This window comes from Aneurinibacillus soli, assembly GCF_002355375.1.
Taxonomy (GTDB): domain Bacteria; phylum Bacillota; class Bacilli; order Aneurinibacillales; family Aneurinibacillaceae; genus Aneurinibacillus; species Aneurinibacillus soli.
The window spans coordinates 2,065,268-2,085,156 of record NZ_AP017312.1; the positions used below are offsets into that span (position 1 = coordinate 2,065,268).

Genomic DNA, 19,889 nt, shown 5'->3' on the forward strand with positions numbered 1-19,889 from the left:
ACCGGCCAGTTATATCGTAGCATAGTATGTGCTTCTGATATGACTGGCCTTTTTGTTGTCCATGAGTTTATATCCAGCAGGAACTTTAAGGAGGAATGGAAGATGGACTACAAAGACGAATGCATTTCTTGCGGAAAAGAGTTGGCACCTTGGGAAAGAAATCGCGCGGAGTGTCTCGATTGTCGTGAGATTGCCTGTGAAACATATAGTGATGATGCTGATCATGAGAGCATCACGGAAGATTACGCTTCGTAGTTACGAAAGGGGCTGTCTCAAACGCTGGAATACAGCGACTGAGGCAGCCTCTTTCTTTTCTTGGGGGCAGTTTTCTCCAACGTGTGGTGGAGGAGCCGGGGTCGGGTGGGGCCTCGTCACTTCGGTACGCTTACGAAGAAGTTGAGACTGTCCGCTCCAGGGGCCAAGCGAACTCGCCCACAAAACATGCCCGCGATGGATTCGCATTGAAGCATTGTGGGCAAAAGCTCGTTCGCTTGGCTCCTTCCGCTGGGGAGTCGCGTACAGGCGTTCCGTTGCCCCACCCGATCCCGCCCCTAGCACAGTTTGGATAAAAACCCTCAGGCATAATCAAGAGGTTGAGCTTTGCTATGCAAGTAAAAAATAAGGAAGCGGTCTTGCGAAAAGTCAGTGGCTCTCGAGCAAATCTCTTCTGGCGTCGAGTGGGTTTTAGTAAACCAAAACGTTGTGCGGGGAGTGGGAGAAGGGATAAGTAAGAGAGCGCCTGTACGCGCCTGCTCAGCGCAGGGAGAACAGCGAACGGGCCTTTGCCCGCAACACCTCGGTGAATCAACATCGTGGGTCCTCTTTTGCGGGCGAGTTCGCTGGGCTCCCGAAGCGGACAGTCATTGCTTCCCCGCAAGCGTACCTGAGCGAACGGTTTATCCCTTCTCCCACTCCCTCACCATCACACGTTGGCGATATCACGAAAAGCTGTCCTGTTCTCCATATTCCGGATTTTAGAACAATCTCTGCATGTATGATCCAATGCGCGCAACATTTGGAACTTGACGCGGGAATGTGTACAATAAAAGAGTACGCAAACTACAGGAAGCGGAAGGAGGGAGCGGCTTTGCGCCGCGCTCATACAATGGCTGAAACGACTCAAAAAACACTCCCGAAACGGTCAGAAGTCAAGCAGGAAAACAAGTGGAAGCTTGAAGATATGTTCCCATCGGATGCGGCATGGGAAGACGAATATAAGCAGGTACAGCAGCACATTGAGGAGATGGGTCACTATAAGGGGAAACTAGCACAATCACCTTCAGTGCTTGCCGACTGCTTAAAAACATATGAGAAGCTGGGTCTCGCCATGGAGCGGGTATACGTATATGCCCGTATGCGTCGGGACGAAGACAATACAAATACAACATATCAGGGTATGACGGACCGTGCTGGCTCATTAAATGTCAGCGTGTCCAGTGCCACATCGTTCCTCGTTCCAGAGATCCTAGCGATGCCGGAAGAAAAACTTGAGGACTATATTGCAGATCCCGTACTTGCATCGCATACGTTCTATTTAAAAGAAATCAAACGTCAAAAAGCACATGTCTTAAGTGCGATTGAAGAACAGATCGTCGCGCAGGCAGGTGAGCTGGCGCAGGCACCGCAGACGATTTTTGGGATGATCAACAATGCCGATATGGTATTCCCGACGATTACGGATGAACATGGGAACGATGTGCAGATCACGCACGGTCGCTACATTCAATTGATGGAAAGCCAGGACCGCCGCGTGCGTCAGGAAGCGTTCAAGGCGGTGTATGATACGTACGGCAAGCAGAAAAATACAATTGCGGCTACCCTGAATGCAAGCGTCAAAAAAGACGTATTTTACGCACGTATTCGTAAATATCCATCGGCACTGGCGGCGTCACTTGATGATGACAACATCTCAACTGATGTGTATACGAACTTGATCCAGGCTGTACGTGATAACTTGCCAGCGATGCATCGCTACGTGTCACTTCGCAAAAAATTGCTCGGTGTCGATGAATTGCATATGTATGACTTGTATGTACCGATGGTCGGCGAAGTGAAAATGGACATTCCGTACACAGAAGCCGTCCGTCTTGTTAAAGAAGGACTTAAGCCGCTCGGTAGTGAGTACGGGCATGTGCTTGATGAAGCGTTCACATCTGGCTGGGTTGATGTATACGAGAACGAAGGGAAAACAAGTGGTGCGTATTCCTGGGGAGCATACGGTACCCATCCGTATGTGCTGATGAACTACCATAACAATGTGAACAACTTGTTTACACTCGCTCATGAGATGGGCCATGCGATGCACAGCTATTACAGTGATAAAACACAACCATATATGGACGCGCAGTACAAAATTTTTGTGGCAGAAGTAGCTTCCACACTGAATGAATCGCTTCTTATGGATTACATGCTTAAAAACACGAAAGACCCGCGCCAGAAAATGTATCTGCTTAATCATTACCTCGAACAATTCCGTGGCACGGTATACCGCCAGACGATGTTTGCGGAATTCGAGAAGCTGACACATGAGAAGGTAGAAGCGGGCGAACCGCTCACACCGGAAACACTGTGCAGCATGTACTACGATTTGAATAAAGATTACTATGGTCCGGATATGGTCATCGACGAAGATATTAAAATGGAATGGGCACGTATTCCGCATTTCTATAACGAATTTTACGTGTATCAGTACGCGACCGGATTCTCCGCGGCTACAGCCCTGTCCCAGCAAATCCTCGGCGAAGGCGAGCCTGCGGTGAAACGCTACTTGAACTTCCTATCAAGCGGCGGCTCCGATTATCCAATCGAACTGCTGCGTAAAGCTGGAGTCGATATGGCATCTCCTGAGCCAGTCGTCCAAGGACTCGCGGTATTCGCTCGTCTGCTCGATGAGATGGAGAAACTCGCCGAAGAGGTTGGTAAGTAAAAAGTATCGTGCTATAAGGAGTTGTCCCGCTTGTTAGTGGGGCAGCTCTTTTTTTGGAATCACGCGACTTTGGTGGTGGGAGGAAGAGAAGATGGGAGTCGTTCGCCGTTCTCCTTCCGCTAGGTAAAAAGCGTACAGACGCTCTCTTGCTTCCCTCTTCTCTCCTCCCAACAAAGTTGGGATTCAAAAAATATGGTTATGTTACCGCTTCAAATCGGATGATAAGGAACGTGTAAAAGTTGTTTACCACATACAAAACGTGATACTTGGCATGGTTTCATTTTTAGATAGCAAGGAATATGGGAACACCAAGGCGAATAAGAAACACATGTTGGTTACTTCATGCTTGCTTCAAAGCACAGAAATAAATTATTCACTTCGCATTAAGGGGGAATAATTATTGGATAAAAGGATTCGCATTAAGGGGACTAAAATTCTTTTTCTTACCTTTTTTTTGACTTTTCTGGTTTATGCCGTATACCATTTGTATTTACTTCACGGACCACGACAAGCTCATTATCATCAGGCTGCAAGTATCTCTCTTGAACAAGAGAAATTAGGAGGTATAAAACTATTCCAGAGTATTAAAACAATATCACCGCCTTCGACTCCAACCAATGATAATCACTTATTTGACTACTATACATGCGGGAACGGTATAACCGTGGCAATAGAACGTGGAGACGAGAAAATCATACGTATAATCACTTCAAATTCCGACAAGAGCATGAAAACTGCTAAAGGAATTGGAATTGGCAATGAAAAAGAAGAAGTAATTTCTGCTTACGGACCTTCCTTTTATACAAGAGAAGAGTTTGGTCTTCCAATTATAGGCTATATTGATAAGACAAACCATCGAACATTAGAATTTTGGTTGTCTGGAAACAATATCACCATGATTCGTTATGATATAGATAGCATGGATTAATTTAAAACCTGTTGGGCGAAGCCGTACAAAACTTGCGCTTGAGCGCGGACTACCCAACTGTCGGCAGGAGTGGAGAAGGAAGGCGCTATGGAACGCTTTTACGCGCTACCCAGCGAAAGGGGGCAGGCATACGGGCATTTGCCCATAACTCTTCCGCGCACAAACATCTCGTCCTTTTATGGGCGAGTATGCCTGAACCCTGGAGCGGTCAGTCTCCACTTCCCTGCAGAGCGTACCCAAGTGACAAAGCGCCTTCCTTCTCCGCTCCTCCACCACACGTTGGACAGCTCCATCCGCCTCTCAAGCGCATTTTTTACAGCCCTCGCCCCCAACTTTTTTCCTCCAAAACACTAATTTAGAAAAATAGTTCTAATGTCGGAAAACTATTCTCGAACTCGTGCGTCTAAGTATAATGTTCAGCTTGTCGTTCCATTGGAAGAAGAGATCGGAAGCAACACAGACAAACAAGGGAGCGAGATAGACAGATGAAAAAACATAATTGGCTGTTCCTGGCATTGATGCTGGTCATTGGCCTGATCATGCCGGGAGCAGTAAAAGCTGAGGTGCCAATGACGCTGGTTGTCAACGGGAGCGTTGTAAAACCAGATGTACCACCACAGTTTGTTGAAGAACGTACATTTGTGCCATTATATTTTGCGGGACAAGCGTACGGAGCAGATGTTACATGGGATGAGTCGAGTCATACGGTTACAGTTAATGACCGTAAAGGCAAGATCATTACGATGAATCCGGGTTTTCGCACGGCGTATATCAATGGTGCGAAAGTGATACTGGATCAGGCGCCGCTTGTGATTAACAACCGGACCATGATACCGCTGCGCCAAATTGGCGAATGGCTGGGAGCGACAGTCGGTTGGGACCAGGCATCAAGCACCGTTATCGTTAACAGTAAGCAGTCGCTTGCTATTAACGGTCGTACTTTGACAGCACCTGTATACCAGCTGCCGTACGGTCGTTTCGTATCCATTAATGAAATGGCCAAGCCGCTTGGGTATACCGTAAGTACCGGGAACGGGAAAGTGGTTCTCGAACAAGGAACAGAGAAGTACACCATTGCACAAGCTGATGCCTCAAATACGAACGGATGGCGCCTGATTGATGGACAATATGCGCTTACGCCAGAGTTTCTTTCACAAGTAATCGGAGCGAAGGCAAGCTGGAACGAAGCAGGAACGGCAGGCACATTGGACAAGCTGCAACGCATTACCGGATTTTCTGTGACAGATAACGGGGTACGGGTAGAGACAGAAGGGAAGATGACGTTCAGTCACTTCTATCTGGATAGTCCGGATCGGATCGTTATTGATTTTAACCACGCGCGTATAGACGAGTCGATGCCTGCCCCAGCGGTGAGCGGCAAGGTGAAGGCGGTACGCTTTAGCCAGTACAGCACAGCTCCAGATCGAGTACGTGTCGTCGTTGAGATGACGAAGCATTTCGGATACGAGGTATCAGCAGCTGACGGAGCAACGAATGTACGTATTACGGATAACGTTATCGCACCGGTCGTGCCAACACCAGTACCGACACCAACACCACAGCCGACTCCGCCGACAACAAATAATGGTACATTCACTATCGTTTTGGATGCGGGACACGGTGGAAAAGACACCGGTGCAATTGGAACGGCGAATAATACGGAGAAATCACTTGTTCTAGCTGTTACGAAGCGGATGAAGCCGCTGCTTGAGCAGAACAAAAATTTCAAAGTGATTATGACACGGGAAGGCGATACATACCCAACGCTTGACGATCGAGTTAACCTGGCAAATAGCGTGAATGCGGATCTATTCATGGCGATTCATGCGAATTCGGGCCCGGTGAGTGCTCATGGTACAGAGACGTATTATACAGCGGCCCGCAGCAAGGAGCTTGCCTCCATCGTACATCGCCACTTGATTGAGGCGACCGGCTTTACTGACCGGGGTGTGAAGACAGCTAACTACTACGTAACGAAAAACACAAACATGCCGTCAACATTGATCGAAATCGGATTTTTGACTAATACATCTGATAACAAGCAAATGCTGGACGCAGATTTCCAGCAGCGCGTCGCAGAAGCGATGGTAGCAGCGATTACCGAGTATTACAACTTGCATCACTAGTGTGAAAAAGAAAGGCTCTTCTGAAAATAAGAAGGGGCCTTTCTTTTTTTGCAAAGTTGTCTAAGATAAGTGGAAGCAAAACCATATCATGGGGGGACCTACATATATGACTTGGCAGCGTTTGCGTCCATTTGTATTTATTACAATTGGTGGATTTTTGTATTCGATTGCTGTGAATTTGTTTTTTGTCAGCAATAAGCTTGCGCAAGGGGGCGTCACCGGGATTTCGCTTCTGTTGCATTACATGTTTAATACCCCGGTTGGGTTGTTTATTATCCTGTTGAATATCCCGGTCTTTATTCTCGGATATATTATACTCGGTAAAGGATTTTTGTTGCGCAGTGCTTATGGGATGATTGCTGTATCGGTTCTGATCGATGTGACAGCATCATGGAAAGTTCCACCGCTTGAGAACGTTATCCTCGCTCCACTATATGGCGGCATTATTGCCGGAATCGGGATGGGGCTTGTGTTCCGTGTAGGTGGTACATTAGGTGGCGGTGATATTATCGCACGAGTGTTACAACAAAAGTTTCACAACATTGATCTTGGTAAGTTTTTGTTCGGGATTGATTTTACGATCATCGCGATTTCTGCGCTTGTGGTGACGGTAGAGAAAGCGATGCTTACCATTGTGGCGGTGTACGTTGCCTCTCGTGTCGTGGATCTCATTCTGTCTGGCTCTCAGAAGCAGCGAAGTGTCATTATTATTTCTAGCAAGCCGGATGAGATTACGGCACAGATTCACCAGCATTTGGTGCGTGGTGTGACCATGTTGCATTCGATGGGTGGCTATTCACGTCGGGAAGGAGAAGTGCTGCTTGTCGTCGTGCAGTTGTATGAAATGGATCGGTTGCGCCGCATTGTCAGTGAGGTAGATGAGCGAGCCTTTATTTTGGCGTTCGAGGCTAAGGAAGTACAGGGAGAAGGATTTAGCTTTCCATCTCCTGCTAGACAGCATCTTGAACCATAGCATTACACAAAAAAACGAGGCTGTCCCGAAAGTCAGAACATGACGAACGGGGTAGCCTCGTTTTTCTTAGTGGAGGTTTTTTTCAAAGTGTGGAGGAGGAGCAGGATCGGGCGGGGCCTCGTCACTTCGGTACGCTCGCTACGGAGTGGAGACTGTCCGCTCCAGGTGCCAGACGAACTCGCCCACAAAACATGCCCACGATGTATGTGCATCGAAGCATTGTGGGCAAAAGCCCGTTCGTCTGCCTCCTTTCGCTGGGGAGTCGCGTACAGGCGTTCCGTTGCCCCGCCCGATCCCGCTCCTAACACACTTTGGTTAAACATCATCAAGCAATATCAAGAGGTTGAGCCTTGCTATGCAGGTGAAAAATAAGGAAGCCGTCTTTCAAAAAGTCAGTGGCTATCGAGCAAATCCATTCTGGCGGCGAGAGTTTTTTGTAAACCAAAACGTTGTGCGGGGAGTGGGAGAAGGGATAAGCAAGAGAGCGCCTGTACGCGCCTGCTCCCGGAGCGGACAGTCCTAGCTTCCCCGCAAGCGTACCGAAGCGAACGGATTATCCCTTCTCCCACTCCCTCACCACCACACGTTGTCGATTCTACAAAAATAGGCTACCCCGTTCGCCATGTTCTGGCTTTTAGGATAGCCTCCTTGTGTGGAAATCTAGCTAAAACTTTTAATTCGTTCTTTTCTCTTCTTCCCTCTGTACCACTTTGGGGTGTCGAAGAGGTACAGAAGGGATATTGTCGGGAGTTGGAAGTATAATGAAACGCCGAACAATCGGGATATGTGGTACAATCCGGTAGGCCAGCTTACGAATCGGGAGACGCATGGTAATCATGCCGGCCATAATGCCGATCAACGCTCCCGCTACTACATCAAGCGGATAATGAACGCCTACATAGATGCGCGAATACGACATAATCAGTGCACATGGCAGTGCCCACCAGAGCGTACGCGGGAATAATCGGTATAGAACATACATAGAAACAAAAGAAGAGACCGCATGACCGGATGGGAAGGAATGAGAGATCGGCAACTCAACAAGCTGGCGAACTGTATCCTCCACAAGTGGTGGACGAGGTCTTGAAATGAGCGGTTTAAAAATATTTTCGAGAACGCCACCGATACCGATCCCGACAAGCAAGGTTACACCTGGACGAAGGCCCAGTCTGCGGCGCTGCCAGAGAAGAACAAACGCGACGATAAACCAGAAAATTCCTTTGTCACTAATGCGAGTAGCGAGTATCATAAGTGGATCAAGAACAGGGCTATACAGTTGTGTGTTCAGCCAGTAAAAAAGCCATCTGTCAAACGAAAGTAATGCGTCCATTTGTATATACCACCTCTAAAAATCAGAAAAAATGTGCTGGTAGATAAATAAAACGTTCTTGTTTTTCTTGATAAATGCGATAAGATAAAGGATGACAGATTTTGCTCGGAAAGTAAAGAAGACTAATGGGAGAGGGAGACGTCTGGTGTTATATCCTAATTCGAAACAATTGGAACGTGTAAGCAAGCGGCGTTCATTCTCGCCTGCGACTCTCTGGCAGAGAGCTCTTGCAAAGCGTTGGATTCGTTCCATGGTATTTGTCACATATGGCTTTGTTGTACTGTTGATGTGTGCGCTTGGCTGGTTTTACTTTACCAAGCAAGGGACACATGTGCGCGGGATCGTAGCAGAGGCGGTCTATACATCGAAACAAACAAAATACACCTGGCTCCTTGTTGGACAAAGCGGGGTAGAAAAAATTAAAGAGAGCTTCCTTCGCCAGGCAGAAGAAAACTACCTTGCCAAACAGAATATGAGCTTGGTAAAGGTGGCGACGCCTCCAAGCTCTGAACTTGTGCCATCGCAGCTTGTACGCGTAGAAGATATTAAAGGGGAAAACTACGTCGGCAAGATTATGTACGTCAAAGATCCACGCTACATTCATGTAGTGGCAAGTAATAACCCGGGCGGTGAGAAGCTAAGCAACATGGCGATACGCCACAATTCGCTCGCTGCGATTAATGGCGGGGGGTTCTTCCTGGCGGATAAGCAAGCGAGCATGAGTGGACCGGAATATGAGAACATCGACTATATCATGGAGCCACTAGGCATTGTGATGAGTGAAGGGAAGCTAGTTGAAGGTACGAACCAGCCAACGAATGATATTGTTGGTTTTACTAATCGCGGTGTGCTAATCAGCGGTCGTTACACATCTGAAGAGATGAATAAGCTCGGTGTGCGAGAAGCGGTTAGTTTCTTGCCGCGTTTAATTGTGAATGGCAAACGGATGATTACGGAGAATGACGGAGGATGGGGAGTAGGACCGCGTACGGCAATTGCCCAGAAGGCTGATGGAACCGTGATGTTTCTCGTGATTGATGGTCGTGCAATTCACAGCTTTGGTGCCACCTTGCGCGATGTGCAGGAAGAACTGCTTGCGCGTGGTGCGGTGAATGCTGTAAATCTAGATGGCGGATCTTCATCTGGTATGTATTACAAGGGCAAGCTCATTACTACACCATCCGGCATACATGGAGAGAAACCGCTGCCGAATGCATTCGTGGTATATAATCCAGAAGCAGAACCAGACGGCGTAGCCGCTGCGATGGAACAGGGCAAGCCGCGTTCATAAAAAAACGGGTGGGCATTCGTGCTCCCACTCGTTTTTTTGTTTCTGGCATTTAAATCTTCAGGTCAAGACTTTGGCCGATATGGGGCGTAACGCTTTGCTCCATAAGCTGAATCATCTCCGTGCTCTGGGCAGTTTGTGTGTCCATCGCTTTTTTCAGAACCGATACACCGACCTGATTGGACAGGGAAGCCGACGATAGCGAGGTAGACAGTGCAGCAATATCCATATGATCACCTCTTTTCGCTGAAATGGTTGGATACGTGCGTACACTATACATATCGTCAGAAAATCGGACAAACCAAAGGGGAAAATAAAAATGAATACAGTAGGAGAGAAAAAAAGTACACATTCTGTCCGGACTGGTATCGCATATGCAGCCGCAGCATATGTTACGTGGGGGCTTCTCCCCCTGTACTGGAAGCTGCTAAAAAGCGTTCCACCTGGTCAGATTCTGGCACACCGGATTATCTGGTCATTTTTGTTTACGCTTATTCTACTTGTTATCTGGAAACGGGGCGCTGCATTGAGGCAGGCGCTGACAAGTTGGAAGACGCTATTTGTGATGCTTTTGTGCGGTGTGCTTATTAGTGGCAACTGGTTTATTTATATATGGGCAATCAATCATGATCATATTGTCGAAACGAGTCTTGGATATTATATCAATCCGTTGTTCAGTGTATTACTGGGAATGCTTGTCTTAAAAGAGCGGATGAATATCTGGCAGCAAGCCGCGCTGCTTTTAGCTGCCTGCGGTGTGACGATTCTTGCTGTACAGTATGGCAAAATCCCATGGGTTGCGCTGGCACTCACTTTTTCATTCGGTCTGTATGGACTGGCCAAAAAGCTGCTCGCATCGATTGATTCTACTGTCGGCTTAGCACTTGAGACACTGTCGGTTATGCCGGTAGCACTCGGATACGTTCTGCTGACTGAAGCAAGGGGAGACGGTGTATTTGGGCAGGCTTCGCCTGTTGAGACGCTTCTTTTGATCGGGGGTGGAGTTGTTACAGCGTTCCCGCTGCTCTGGTTTGCCCAGGGGTCAAAGACGGTGCCATTGTCCACGATGGGATTTGTGCAGTATATATCTCCGACGATCACACTTGCGTTGGGCGTATTTTTGTTCCATGAACCGTTTACGACTGTGCATTTGGTTAGCTTCTCTTTTATCTGGAGTGGGCTCGCGTTATATTCATTGTCCTATACGCCGTGGCTTACGCGTTTAGCTGCCTCACATTCGGTAAAAGAAGAGAAAAATGTCTCGAGATAGGTGTAAAGAAAGCAGCGGATTTTGGGCAGATGCTCTGAAATCCGCTGCTTTTTTGAAGAGGGCTACAATTTTTTGACGGTAAACATATCTTGCAGTACAAGCCAGTTCTGAGGAAATTCGTTGCCAAGGACCCAGTAGCTAAATCCGCGCAGGCCAAGGCGTGCTCCGAGTAAATAGCGAGCACGGATACTGCGTGCGTCCTCGAACCAGACGACGTGCTCTGCACCGTCTTTATCATAATAGTGGAAGTAGGGTGCTTGGTCTTTCTGGTCATAGGAAATGGCTGCGTTATTCGTAAGTGCGATTTCAAGCGCCTGCTGTGGGCTTACACTGCGTGCCCAGCGGCCTGGCTGATAGGGGAGCGTCCAGTCATAGCCATACAAGTTTATGCCCATCATGATTTTATGCGGTGGGATTTGTGAGACAGCGAAGCGGAGAACTTTCTCGACTTCACCGATAGGGGAGACAGCACGTGGTGGGCCTCCATACCTTATAACAGGCACTCCTAAAAATAAATTTATTCTTGCCTGTTATTCTGGAACAAGATATGCTATACTGCATATAGAAGTTAATTATATAAGCGTAGAATAATTCACGTGTTATCAGGGACTATGTTTCTCAGTGTATATGTGGTTCCTGATAATATGTGAATTTTTATTTTCTACGGTAAATATAAGAAGCATATTATATTATAATTTTTGGAGGTTCTATCATGAACACAGGTACAGTAAAATGGTTTAATGCAGACAAAGGTTTCGGTTTCATCGAACGCGAAGGTGGAGATGACGTATTCGTTCATTTCTCAGCGATCACTGGAGAAGGCTTTAAATCTCTTGAAGAAGGCCAACGCGTAAGCTTTGACATCGTTCAAGGCAACCGTGGCGACCAAGCTGCAAACGTTACAAAATTATAAGATCAGACTTCTATTGCAAAATAGATACAGAAGCTGCTGGCACATGATGTCAGCAGCTTTTTTATTCATAAAAAAATAGCCTATAGGCTATTTGGTTCATGCTTCGTTATTCTGTTTCATCGTCTAACAAATGTTTGGCCTCGGCTTCTGTTACTCCGTTCACCAGCACAAGCTCGCTAATTAAAATTTTTTTTGCGCTGTCGAGCATTTTCTTCTCACTTGAATTCAGCGCTTTTTCCTGCCTTCTTCGCATTAAATCCCGAACGACTTCAGCGCATTCGCACGTAGTTCCTGTACGCATTTTATCCATGTTTAAGCGGTAGCGCTGACTCCAAGGAAGCGATGTGTCGGGCTGTCCGTTATGAAAAGTATCGAGCACATTTTCCATCGTACTTTGGTCTACAACCAGGCGAATGCCAAGAGCGGATACTTTGCCTACAGGCACAAGTAGCTGCATACTGCCAATCGACATGTGTATCACATAGTAGTTCTCTTTCTCCCCAAGGATTTCTTTTTCTTCTATTGCTTCGATTATGCCAGCACCATGCATCGGGTACACAACCTTATCACCAACCTGAAACAACAAATCCACCTCCCAATAGACTATCCAATTTAAGAATAACATAGATAGTGAGTATTAGCAAAAATAAAATAATATCATAAATAAATAAATTGAGTCAATAATTTTATGAAAATAAGTGGAATCAGTTAAAGGTGAGTTCGATAATCTCTACCTGCTTATTTTTGCGGTTTTTGCGCTGCTCATCAGGTAAGTTCACGATCATTCGTTTCACTAATAAGTATACGATATGCTTCTTCTCTTCCGGGGTGGCATACGGCCATATGCGCCGTGTGTTCGTAATAATCTCGATTAACTCTTCTTGAGACAGTGACATCTCCTGTACACCGTAGGATTTGAGCTTTTGCTTGATGCTGGCTTCTTGTTCTTGCAGTTTTCCAACCCCCTCACGCAATTCCTCAAGTTCGATCAACCCTTCCGAGAAGGCGATTTGCAGTCGCTTGCGCCGATTATTCATTTTCTTTACCTCGGCTTCTAAACGATCTTGCTCAGAGCGTTCTTTTTTGTGCGATGACTTTTGTGTTGTTTTAGCAACAGTCGAATACGAATCTGTGATCTGATCCAATCTCTCTGTAAATGCTTCCTCAACGAAGTAGTCGGTTAGAGCAGGACAATTGCATTTTTTGAACTTTACATTCTGACATAAATATTGCCGAATGACGTATCCACTTTTTTTGCTAACGGTATGACCTACCATACTGCCCCCGCATCGAGCGCAGCGAAGAAGGCCGGAGAAAACATACGTGGATGAAACCTGACGGGGATGCATGGATCGTTTGCGCTGCATAATAAGCTGCACCTGTTCAAACGTTTCTTTCTCGATGATAGCTGGGTAGACACCTTCAAGCAAAATCCAGTCTTTAGAGGCATTTAGCTTGGTCCCGTCTCCATAGTCTTTATAATTCCATCGTAGAGCGCCATAATAAGCAGGGTTGTTGAGAATATCAAAAATCGCGGTGCGTTTAAACTCATTGCCTTTTTTAGTGCGGTAGCCCAGTTGGTTGCATTCTACAGCGATTGAGACCATGCCAGTACCTTGTAGATAGCGGTCATATATAAAGCGGACAACAACGGCTTCTTTTTCATTTATGACAAGTTTTTGATTGACTAGCTCAAAGCCAAATGGAGGAGGGCCGCCAGGGCGTCGTTCTTGACGTGCCATTTGCTCCATACCGAAGCGAACACGTTCTGCTAGGTTCTCCCTTTCCCATTGCGCTAACGCGGCTACAAGGGTCAAAAACAGGCGTCCAATCGCACTTGTCGTGTCGTATACTTCGGTTGCGGATTTGAACTTTACTCCGTGTTTCTCGAAGTCTTGCAGCAACTGGTACAAGTCCAATACAGAACGGGTGAGGCGATCGAGGCGGTATACGAGTACGATGTCAACTTTTCGATGGCTAATATCGTGCATCATGCGTTGTAACTCCGGGCGGTTCGTATCCTTGGCTGATACACCTTCTTCGATGTAGTAGTCGAATATATCCCAGTCCTGCGATTGAACGTACTGAGTCAGCCGTGCCTTCTGGGCGGGTATCGAGAAGCCTTCTTTCGCTTGTTCATCTGTGGAAACGCGGACGTAAATTGCTACACGCATGATAGCCCCCCCGTTTCTTATTTTGTTATTTCAATCTTTTGTATTTTTGTCAGTAGTTAAATATTACTTTTTACCAAAGATTAATAGAAAAAGGACATCGTTTGAAGTAAACAATGTCCTTGGAGGTGTATGATTGTTATTTTGTGCTGAGTTTTTTTAGTACCTTAATTGTTTCGGTATGAGCACTCTCGTGGTATAAGCTCAGAGTAAGAATTTCGCCAACCGTATTCATCGCTAAGCCAGGAAACGCAAAAGGGGTAGTAAGAGTCTCGGTTAACCGATTTTCGAGTTTTTCTTTAATTCGGACTGGTTGCTCTTGTAATAGCTCGATGATCTCAGATAACGTTGGGGACTGGATTGTCCAATCAGCTGGCTTGGTTCCTAATCCGAATAATTCTTTAAATCCATCCGGGATTAGCTTTGGCTCGTCAATAAAATGAAAAGCGAATTGTTCCTGAGCCAAGTAAATGTGGCCGAGATTCCAGCGAATGTTGTTATTGAATCCTTCCGGTATGATATCTGCTTGTTCTTCTATTACGTCTTGTGTGATGCGTAATGTAACATTCCGTGCAAAGTTCAAGTGGTCAAATAAAAAGTTTTCCATTCTTCTCACCTCGGGATTGGATTAAGGATAGTATCTATAAAGTATTGTAAACTAGATGGCTTTACACAGCTACAGAAAGCCGATATACATTATAAAATCATAGGGCAGTCCTTATTGTCCTACCCCATATCTTTAAGTAAGAAGGGGGAGGAGGATATGCAACCTATTCATACGACGATTGTTTCTGGAACGCGTGTTATTTTCAACTCGCCACCGGAGGAAACCTTCAGGCAGTACTTCGATTACCTTGCAAACTCAGGCATCCCGGAGCGTGTTAAAACTGCGGAAGAAAAAGAAAGAGCCGAACAAGAGGGTGCTAAGTCCATTACCGGGTAAATCCCGGACTTTTTCTCCGGTACAAGCCTATAAAAAAGACAGCGGAAAAAGATAACCGCTGCTTTCGATTAATACGCTTATTTTCCAGAGTGTTTGCTAATTTCGTTAATTAAGAAAACGCCTTTAGAGTCTTTTACGACAACAAAATTTTCATCGATACCAGAACTTCCTACTGAACGATTTTCTTTTTTACTGTGATAGGTGATGACAGCTTTCCCTTCTACTGTGTACAGATCTTTTTGCTGTGATACGAATTTTGCTTCAATCGAATCGACACTTGCTTTTACTTGATTTTCCTTAAATGCTTTTTGCTTTGTCCCTTCATTTTTTGAATCGCTTTTGCAAACGATGGGGTTAAATATTTTTCAGGTGTTTTATAAGCAGATGGATCGGTGTAATCAATACTTCCTTGTGCTTTCAGGTATTGTTTGACTGCCTCAGTAGCAGCTTGCTTTTCACTCTCTGGAGTGCTTGTTGATACTTGATTTTGTAACTGTTCCTTTTGAGGTGTAGACTTTGAGGAGTCAGCCGCCTTTTCTCCACAACCTGCAACTAGTGAACCAAGCAGCAGCAGGGCGATGGAGGAAGTAATAATATTTTTTTTCACAGTAATCTCTCCCTATTATGTGTATTTGACATCGTAATAATCTTAATACTTTTAGCAAAAAAATAAATGAATAAATTTACCAATAAAAAACCCCCTACATATTCCAGATGTCGAGGAGATTATCTGTTCTGATTTATTAGGTGTATTTTACCTATTTATAATGGGGTTAGGAAGTGGTTGCAGGTAAATAATCCTGCATGATAAATTGTTTATCGGAGGTGTTTTACTATGATAAAGATAATTTTTCATATTCATGATAGAGGTGAAGATAACTGGCGCCATGAATCTCTAGAATTTGCTACACTACCCTCAGTAGGTGAGTATGTAACAACCGGTCTACGTTCGCCATGGTATAGAGTTGAACTCGTAGTACATACCCCTTTTCCATGTGAAAGCGATGCTGAAGTATATGCTGTAAAAGTGGATTATAATGAAATACAAAAGAACCTATCATAGATCAAATTTTCCAAACGGAGCGATGTTTTCATACTCTTGAAGAGAGGGATAAATGCCTAATAATAGCACATCCTATCCAGACGGAGGTGGATAGTGATGTGGATACTATTGGGGATCATAGCTGCGATTATTTTGTGGAAATTATTTAAACTGACGGTTATGGGCCTATTTTTACTCCTTGTTATTGGTGTAATCGTAGGAGCGATGCCGATGTTCCGAAAAAAACAAAGAATCGATAAGTAAAGACAAAACAACGATTCGGGGGCTACTACAGCTCCCTTTTATTTTGTCCTGGAAAGCTCGGTGCTAAGCGGGCTTTTTGTTCTTGATACGAAATAAGAATACTTATGATACAGTGTGGTCCACCGCTCCATCCCCATTCATATGTCATAATGATCACAAAATCGACGATCCGCCCATGTGCTGCATAATCATGTGCCCCGTGCCATGCTCCGGTTTTAATATCAAACGACTTCGGTGCAAGGGCAGTTGAAATTAACAGCCCATGATCATGCATCACCTTCGTCATGCGTGTAAGAAACGCATTATACAACTGGCGTTGCTGCGGATAAATGCGCTCAAAATCAACATTCACAGCACGGTATCCTTTGTCTTGAGCGATATCCAGTACGTTGGTGAATAGCTTATCCTGTAGCTCTTTGCTGGTGAGAATCGCGCTTGCTGTGTCTGGATTGAAGTTTCCGCCCTCAAAATTTGTAATGACCATCATCGGAGCAATCTGGTTGGCGTTTGCCTCCTTAATGGCAGGCTCATCATTGATTGGAACAAGCGAGGCATTTGGCTGTACGTGATAGCTAAATACGGATAAATACGTAAGGTCTGGTCCTACACTACGGACGATAGGGACATCGCGGTCTGCACCGTGTGGCTCGAGGTATCCGTTCGTTTCTACAACACCGAATTGTTTTGTTGCCGCCGGAACAAGCAGAACCTGCCCAATTGTTAGCACATACGGTGCCGGTAGCGGGTTCATCGTCAGGATTGCTTCTACCGTTGTACCAAAGCGGCGGGCAATCGTATACAGGGAATCCCCCGGTTTTACGACATAGCGACGCACCGCAGTCGGAATGACGAGCGCCTGCCCGACAATAAGACGGTCCGGGGTTTTCCATTTGTTAACCGTAGCGATTTCTTCCGGGTTTACACCATATTGCTGGCCGATTGACCATAGTGAATCCCCCGGCTTTACAACATAAATATCCACCAGGCATTCCTCCTATATAAGAATCAGGATAGTGTATTCAGCATACGCCTATTCGGAAACATGACAGAAAATAATGAGTAATACGAAAATAAAAGGTGAGAGAAAAAATGTGTAAATAATAAAGCATCTAGGTAAATACTAAGCACATTACGACAAATACTACACAGAATAAAGGAGGCATTACACATGTCATTTTTATGGTCTTTGATTGTAGGTGGTGTAATTGGGTGGGCGGCAGGAGCAATGCTTGGCCGTGATGTTCCAGGTGGCGTCATTGGAAATATTATTGCTGGTTTTATCGGGGCGTGGATTGGGACCGCTCTGCTCGGCAGCTGGGGTCCTGTAATCGGTGGCTTTGCGATCATTCCAGCTATTATCGGGGCAGTTGTTCTCGTGCTTATAGTGAGTATGGTTATGCGCAGTATGGGGCGTAGCCGTAACTCATAAATCATAACACCTGCACAGCATAAGGAGCTGTCCCGTTACGATTTGGGACAGCTCCTTGTTTTTTGTGCCTTATGCTTTTGTTTTTGTCTGCATGTAATGATACATCCCTTTGGCGTTCATTTCGATATCGAACTCAAATGCTTCCAGCACCGGATCTCCAGCTTCTATGCCGAGCGCGGCCAATTCCTCGTAGAAGTAAGTACGTAACGCTTCGATCATCTCCTCAAGTGCTCCGCCGTCACGATACGTTTGCTCTGCTACGCGTGCGTATCCTTCCGTGCGGCGAAGGTTATCGGCAATGACCTGCCGGGCATTGCTGTGATGACCGTAGTGCGTTAAATAAATGTACTCAAGGTCAAGCTCTGCGAATCGACGTAAGGTTGTGCTCATTGCATCTGGGTCGAACTGGGTCGGAGAGGAGGTCGGTGCATAAAACTCCATGCCTTTCACGTCGGTGAAGCGCGGGAATGTAATGCCAATCGCATCCCCGCTGAAAATCCCCCGGCTTGCTGCATCATACACCGCATAATGATGGTATGCATGACCCGGACTATCATAAAACACAAGCGTTCGGTTCTCCCCAATCGATAGTTCCATGCCGTCGTCAGCAACGATAATCCGCTCCTCAGCAATTGGCAGAATCGGGGCAAATAGACGGTCAAATGAGTCACCGTACACCGCGCGGGCACCCGCAATTAATTTGGTTGGATCAATCATATGGCGCACACCGCGCGGGTGGACGATTAGCTTCGCATTCGGGAGTTTTTCCAACAGAAGCCCGGCTCCTCCGGCATGGTCAAGGTGAATATGGGTAACAATGACATACGAGATGTCTTCCGGCTGTACATCGAGTTGCTCTAGGGCAGCAAGTACACGCGGTACAGATACGCTTGCTCCCATTTCGACAATTGTTTTCTGTTCGGCATTAATAAAATAGCCTGTTGAGCGACCGTTCAGTTCGCGGTCAACAAGTTCAATCTGGAAAATATCGTGACCAAGGTCTACAATAGGAGTGGCAGTCACAAACATCCCTCACTTTTTGGAGTAGTTAAAGAACTGTGAATTTTAAGAAATCGTTTTCATTATATCATACATAAGGAGTTAGTAGATGAATAAGGTGGAAATTATCGCGACCTCAACATTCGGCTTAGAAGCGGTGGTCGCCCGTGAAGTAAAAAATCTTGGCTATGAAAATGCAACTGTCGAGAACGGAAAAGTTACATTTGTGGCGGACAAGCTTGCGATCTGCCGCGCGAATCTCTGGCTGCGTACCGCTGAGCGCATTCGTCTCAAAATTGGCGAGTTCAAGGCGGTTACATTCGACGAATTGTTCGAAAAAACAAAAGCGCTTCCGTGGTCGGAGTGGCTGCCAGTTGATGCTGAATTCCCGGTTGAGGGCAAATCCGTTAAGTCGACGCTGTTCAGTGTCTCGGATTGCCAGGCCATCGTAAAGAAAGCGGTTGTGGAAAGCATGAAAAAAAGCTACAACCGCCAGTGGTTCGATGAAACCGGCCCGCTGTTCAAAATCGAAGTAGCACTTCATAAAGATATTGCCACGATCACGATTGACACGTCCGGTGTGGCGCTGCACAAACGGGGCTATCGCCGTCTGATTAGTGAGGCACCGCTTAAAGAAACGATGGCAGCTGCCATGATTCAGTTGTCGTACTGGAATCCGGACCGTCCGCTGCATGACCCGTTCTGCGGCTCAGGTACGATTCCGATCGAAGCGGCACTCATCGGTCGCAACATCGCGCCGGGGATGAACCGCGAGTTCGCGTCTGAAGAATGGCCATCGATTCCGAAAAAGCTGTGGCAGGAAGCGCGTCGGGAAACGCATGATCTGGCGAAATATGACCGCCCGCTTGAAATTACAGGTTCGGATCTGAATGGGGATATTATTGAAGTGGCGCGTGAGAATGCGGAAGAAGCGATGGTAGACGATGCAGTGCGATTTAAGCGTCTGCCGCTCGGCTCGTATCAGACCGATGCGAAATACGGCTGCATCATCACGAATCCGCCATACGGGGAGCGGATCGGTCAGGAGAAAGAAGTTATTCAGCTGTATAAAACGATGGGCAAAGTATTCAAAAGTCTCGATACGTGGTCGTTATACGCGATTACGTCGCATCCGGAGTTCGAAGCATTGTTCGGGAAGAAAGCGGATCGGAATCGGAAGCTGTATAACGGGAATTTGAAGACGTACTATTATCAGTACTTTGGGCCGCGCCCACCGCGTAAGGAAGAGTAGATAACGAGAATAATAAAAGGCTGTACTCCCATATA

General features: G+C 46.3%; 23 protein-coding genes and 1 pseudogene. 15 read left to right on the forward strand and 9 right to left on the reverse strand.

All coding sequences use genetic code 11. From position 1 onward, the window contains the following. The first annotated feature begins 102 nt into the window (after positions 1 to 102). From CB4_RS21250 to CB4_RS20960, 7 genes are all read left to right on the forward strand, one after another. Complete coding sequence (locus CB4_RS21250; protein WP_172890851.1) at positions 103 to 255, forward strand: hypothetical protein; 153 nt, start codon at positions 103 to 105, stop codon at positions 253 to 255. Positions 256 to 336: 81 nt separating this feature from the next. Continuing rightward, positions 337 to 465: a hypothetical protein gene (locus tag CB4_RS21855; protein ID WP_269459504.1), complete on the forward strand. Its 129-nt coding sequence runs from the start codon at positions 337 to 339 to the stop codon at positions 463 to 465. Positions 466 to 1,105: 640 nt separating this feature from the next. Next, the gene (pepF, locus tag CB4_RS10440) at positions 1,106 to 2,926 is read left to right on the forward strand and encodes an oligoendopeptidase F (protein WP_096467709.1); all 1,821 of its coding nucleotides are present in this window, start codon (positions 1,106 to 1,108) and stop codon (positions 2,924 to 2,926) included. Between the two features lie 400 nt (positions 2,927 to 3,326). After that, positions 3,327 to 3,854, forward strand: a complete 528-nt coding sequence (locus CB4_RS10450) for a hypothetical protein (RefSeq protein ID WP_096465674.1) — start codon at positions 3,327 to 3,329, stop codon at positions 3,852 to 3,854. A 485-nt stretch (positions 3,855 to 4,339) separates the two neighbouring features. Beyond that, positions 4,340 to 5,980 (forward strand): N-acetylmuramoyl-L-alanine amidase, encoded by a 1,641-nt coding sequence (locus CB4_RS10455; RefSeq protein ID WP_096465676.1) that lies wholly within the window; start codon positions 4,340 to 4,342, stop codon positions 5,978 to 5,980. A 106-nt stretch (positions 5,981 to 6,086) separates the two neighbouring features. After that, positions 6,087 to 6,953 (forward strand): YitT family protein, encoded by an 867-nt coding sequence (locus tag CB4_RS10460; protein WP_172890853.1) that lies wholly within the window; start codon positions 6,087 to 6,089, stop codon positions 6,951 to 6,953. Positions 6,954 to 7,042: 89 nt separating this feature from the next. Then, positions 7,043 to 7,258, forward strand: a complete 216-nt coding sequence (locus CB4_RS20960) for a hypothetical protein (RefSeq protein WP_146226535.1) — start codon at positions 7,043 to 7,045, stop codon at positions 7,256 to 7,258. Between the two features lie 368 nt (positions 7,259 to 7,626). On the opposite strand, the gene CB4_RS10465 is transcribed toward CB4_RS20960, so the two are convergent. Next, the gene (locus tag CB4_RS10465; protein ID WP_096465680.1) at positions 7,627 to 8,283 is read right to left on the reverse strand and encodes a phosphatase PAP2 family protein; all 657 of its coding nucleotides are present in this window, start codon (positions 8,281 to 8,283) and stop codon (positions 7,627 to 7,629) included. 145 nt (positions 8,284 to 8,428) lie between these two features. Between CB4_RS10465 and CB4_RS10470 the strand changes: the two genes are divergently transcribed. Continuing rightward, complete coding sequence (locus CB4_RS10470; RefSeq protein WP_157737920.1) at positions 8,429 to 9,574, forward strand: phosphodiester glycosidase family protein; 1,146 nt, start codon at positions 8,429 to 8,431, stop codon at positions 9,572 to 9,574. A gap of 49 nt (positions 9,575 to 9,623) precedes the next feature. On the opposite strand, the gene CB4_RS10475 is transcribed toward CB4_RS10470, so the two are convergent. Then, positions 9,624 to 9,851: a YjfB family protein gene (locus tag CB4_RS10475; RefSeq protein ID WP_231955964.1), complete on the reverse strand. Its 228-nt coding sequence runs from the start codon at positions 9,849 to 9,851 to the stop codon at positions 9,624 to 9,626. Between the two features lie 39 nt (positions 9,852 to 9,890). Between CB4_RS10475 and rarD the strand changes: the two genes are divergently transcribed. Continuing rightward, on the forward strand, positions 9,891 to 10,841 hold the full coding sequence (gene rarD, locus CB4_RS10480; RefSeq protein WP_096465686.1) for an EamA family transporter RarD: 951 nt from the start codon (positions 9,891 to 9,893) through the stop codon (positions 10,839 to 10,841). Between the two features lie 62 nt (positions 10,842 to 10,903). On the opposite strand, the pseudogene CB4_RS10485 reads toward rarD, so the two are convergent. After that, a pseudogene (locus tag CB4_RS10485) lies at positions 10,904 to 11,326 on the reverse strand (glycosyl hydrolase family 18 protein); the annotation flags it as partial. 227 nt (positions 11,327 to 11,553) lie between these two features. On the opposite strand from CB4_RS10485, the gene CB4_RS10490 reads away from it, so the two are divergent. Next, the gene (locus CB4_RS10490) at positions 11,554 to 11,754 is read left to right on the forward strand and encodes a cold-shock protein (protein ID WP_096465689.1); all 201 of its coding nucleotides are present in this window, start codon (positions 11,554 to 11,556) and stop codon (positions 11,752 to 11,754) included. A 106-nt stretch (positions 11,755 to 11,860) separates the two neighbouring features. On the opposite strand, the gene CB4_RS10495 is transcribed toward CB4_RS10490, so the two are convergent. From CB4_RS10495 to CB4_RS10505, 3 genes are all read right to left on the reverse strand, one after another. Continuing rightward, entirely contained in the window at positions 11,861 to 12,379 is a 519-nt protein-coding gene (locus CB4_RS10495; protein ID WP_096465691.1) for a CarD family transcriptional regulator, read from the reverse strand. Positions 12,380 to 12,458: 79 nt separating this feature from the next. Beyond that, positions 12,459 to 13,928 carry a recombinase family protein gene (locus CB4_RS10500; RefSeq protein WP_096465693.1) on the reverse strand — a complete coding sequence of 490 codons (1,470 nt, stop codon included), beginning with the start codon at positions 13,926 to 13,928 and terminating at the stop codon, positions 12,459 to 12,461. A 136-nt stretch (positions 13,929 to 14,064) separates the two neighbouring features. Beyond that, complete coding sequence (locus CB4_RS10505) at positions 14,065 to 14,532, reverse strand: DinB family protein (protein ID WP_096465695.1); 468 nt, start codon at positions 14,530 to 14,532, stop codon at positions 14,065 to 14,067. 156 nt (positions 14,533 to 14,688) lie between these two features. On the opposite strand from CB4_RS10505, the gene CB4_RS10510 reads away from it, so the two are divergent. Then, a complete protein-coding gene (locus CB4_RS10510) occupies positions 14,689 to 14,868 on the forward strand; it encodes a hypothetical protein (RefSeq protein WP_096465697.1) in 180 nt (59 codons plus the stop codon). A 283-nt stretch (positions 14,869 to 15,151) separates the two neighbouring features. On the opposite strand, the gene CB4_RS10515 is transcribed toward CB4_RS10510, so the two are convergent. Continuing rightward, positions 15,152 to 15,475 (reverse strand): hypothetical protein, encoded by a 324-nt coding sequence (locus tag CB4_RS10515; RefSeq protein ID WP_096465699.1) that lies wholly within the window; start codon positions 15,473 to 15,475, stop codon positions 15,152 to 15,154. Between the two features lie 228 nt (positions 15,476 to 15,703). Between CB4_RS10515 and CB4_RS10520 the strand changes: the two genes are divergently transcribed. Then, positions 15,704 to 15,931 carry a hypothetical protein gene (locus tag CB4_RS10520; RefSeq protein WP_096465701.1) on the forward strand — a complete coding sequence of 76 codons (228 nt, stop codon included), beginning with the start codon at positions 15,704 to 15,706 and terminating at the stop codon, positions 15,929 to 15,931. Between the two features lie 96 nt (positions 15,932 to 16,027). After that, entirely contained in the window at positions 16,028 to 16,174 is a 147-nt protein-coding gene (locus CB4_RS20965) for a hypothetical protein (protein WP_157737922.1), read from the forward strand. A gap of 25 nt (positions 16,175 to 16,199) precedes the next feature. Here CB4_RS20965 and CB4_RS10525 read toward each other — a convergent pair whose 3' ends face one another. Then, complete coding sequence (locus CB4_RS10525; RefSeq protein ID WP_096465703.1) at positions 16,200 to 17,156, reverse strand: LysM peptidoglycan-binding domain-containing protein; 957 nt, start codon at positions 17,154 to 17,156, stop codon at positions 16,200 to 16,202. A gap of 186 nt (positions 17,157 to 17,342) precedes the next feature. On the opposite strand from CB4_RS10525, the gene CB4_RS10530 reads away from it, so the two are divergent. After that, on the forward strand, positions 17,343 to 17,603 hold the full coding sequence (locus CB4_RS10530; protein WP_096465705.1) for a GlsB/YeaQ/YmgE family stress response membrane protein: 261 nt from the start codon (positions 17,343 to 17,345) through the stop codon (positions 17,601 to 17,603). A 69-nt stretch (positions 17,604 to 17,672) separates the two neighbouring features. Here the strand turns inward: CB4_RS10530 and CB4_RS10535 are convergent, their stop codons facing one another. After that, on the reverse strand, positions 17,673 to 18,626 hold the full coding sequence (locus CB4_RS10535) for an MBL fold metallo-hydrolase (protein WP_157737924.1): 954 nt from the start codon (positions 18,624 to 18,626) through the stop codon (positions 17,673 to 17,675). 85 nt (positions 18,627 to 18,711) lie between these two features. On the opposite strand from CB4_RS10535, the gene CB4_RS10540 reads away from it, so the two are divergent. Then, on the forward strand, positions 18,712 to 19,854 hold the full coding sequence (locus CB4_RS10540) for a THUMP domain-containing class I SAM-dependent RNA methyltransferase (protein WP_096465709.1): 1,143 nt from the start codon (positions 18,712 to 18,714) through the stop codon (positions 19,852 to 19,854). Positions 19,855 to 19,889: the final 35 nt, after the last annotated feature.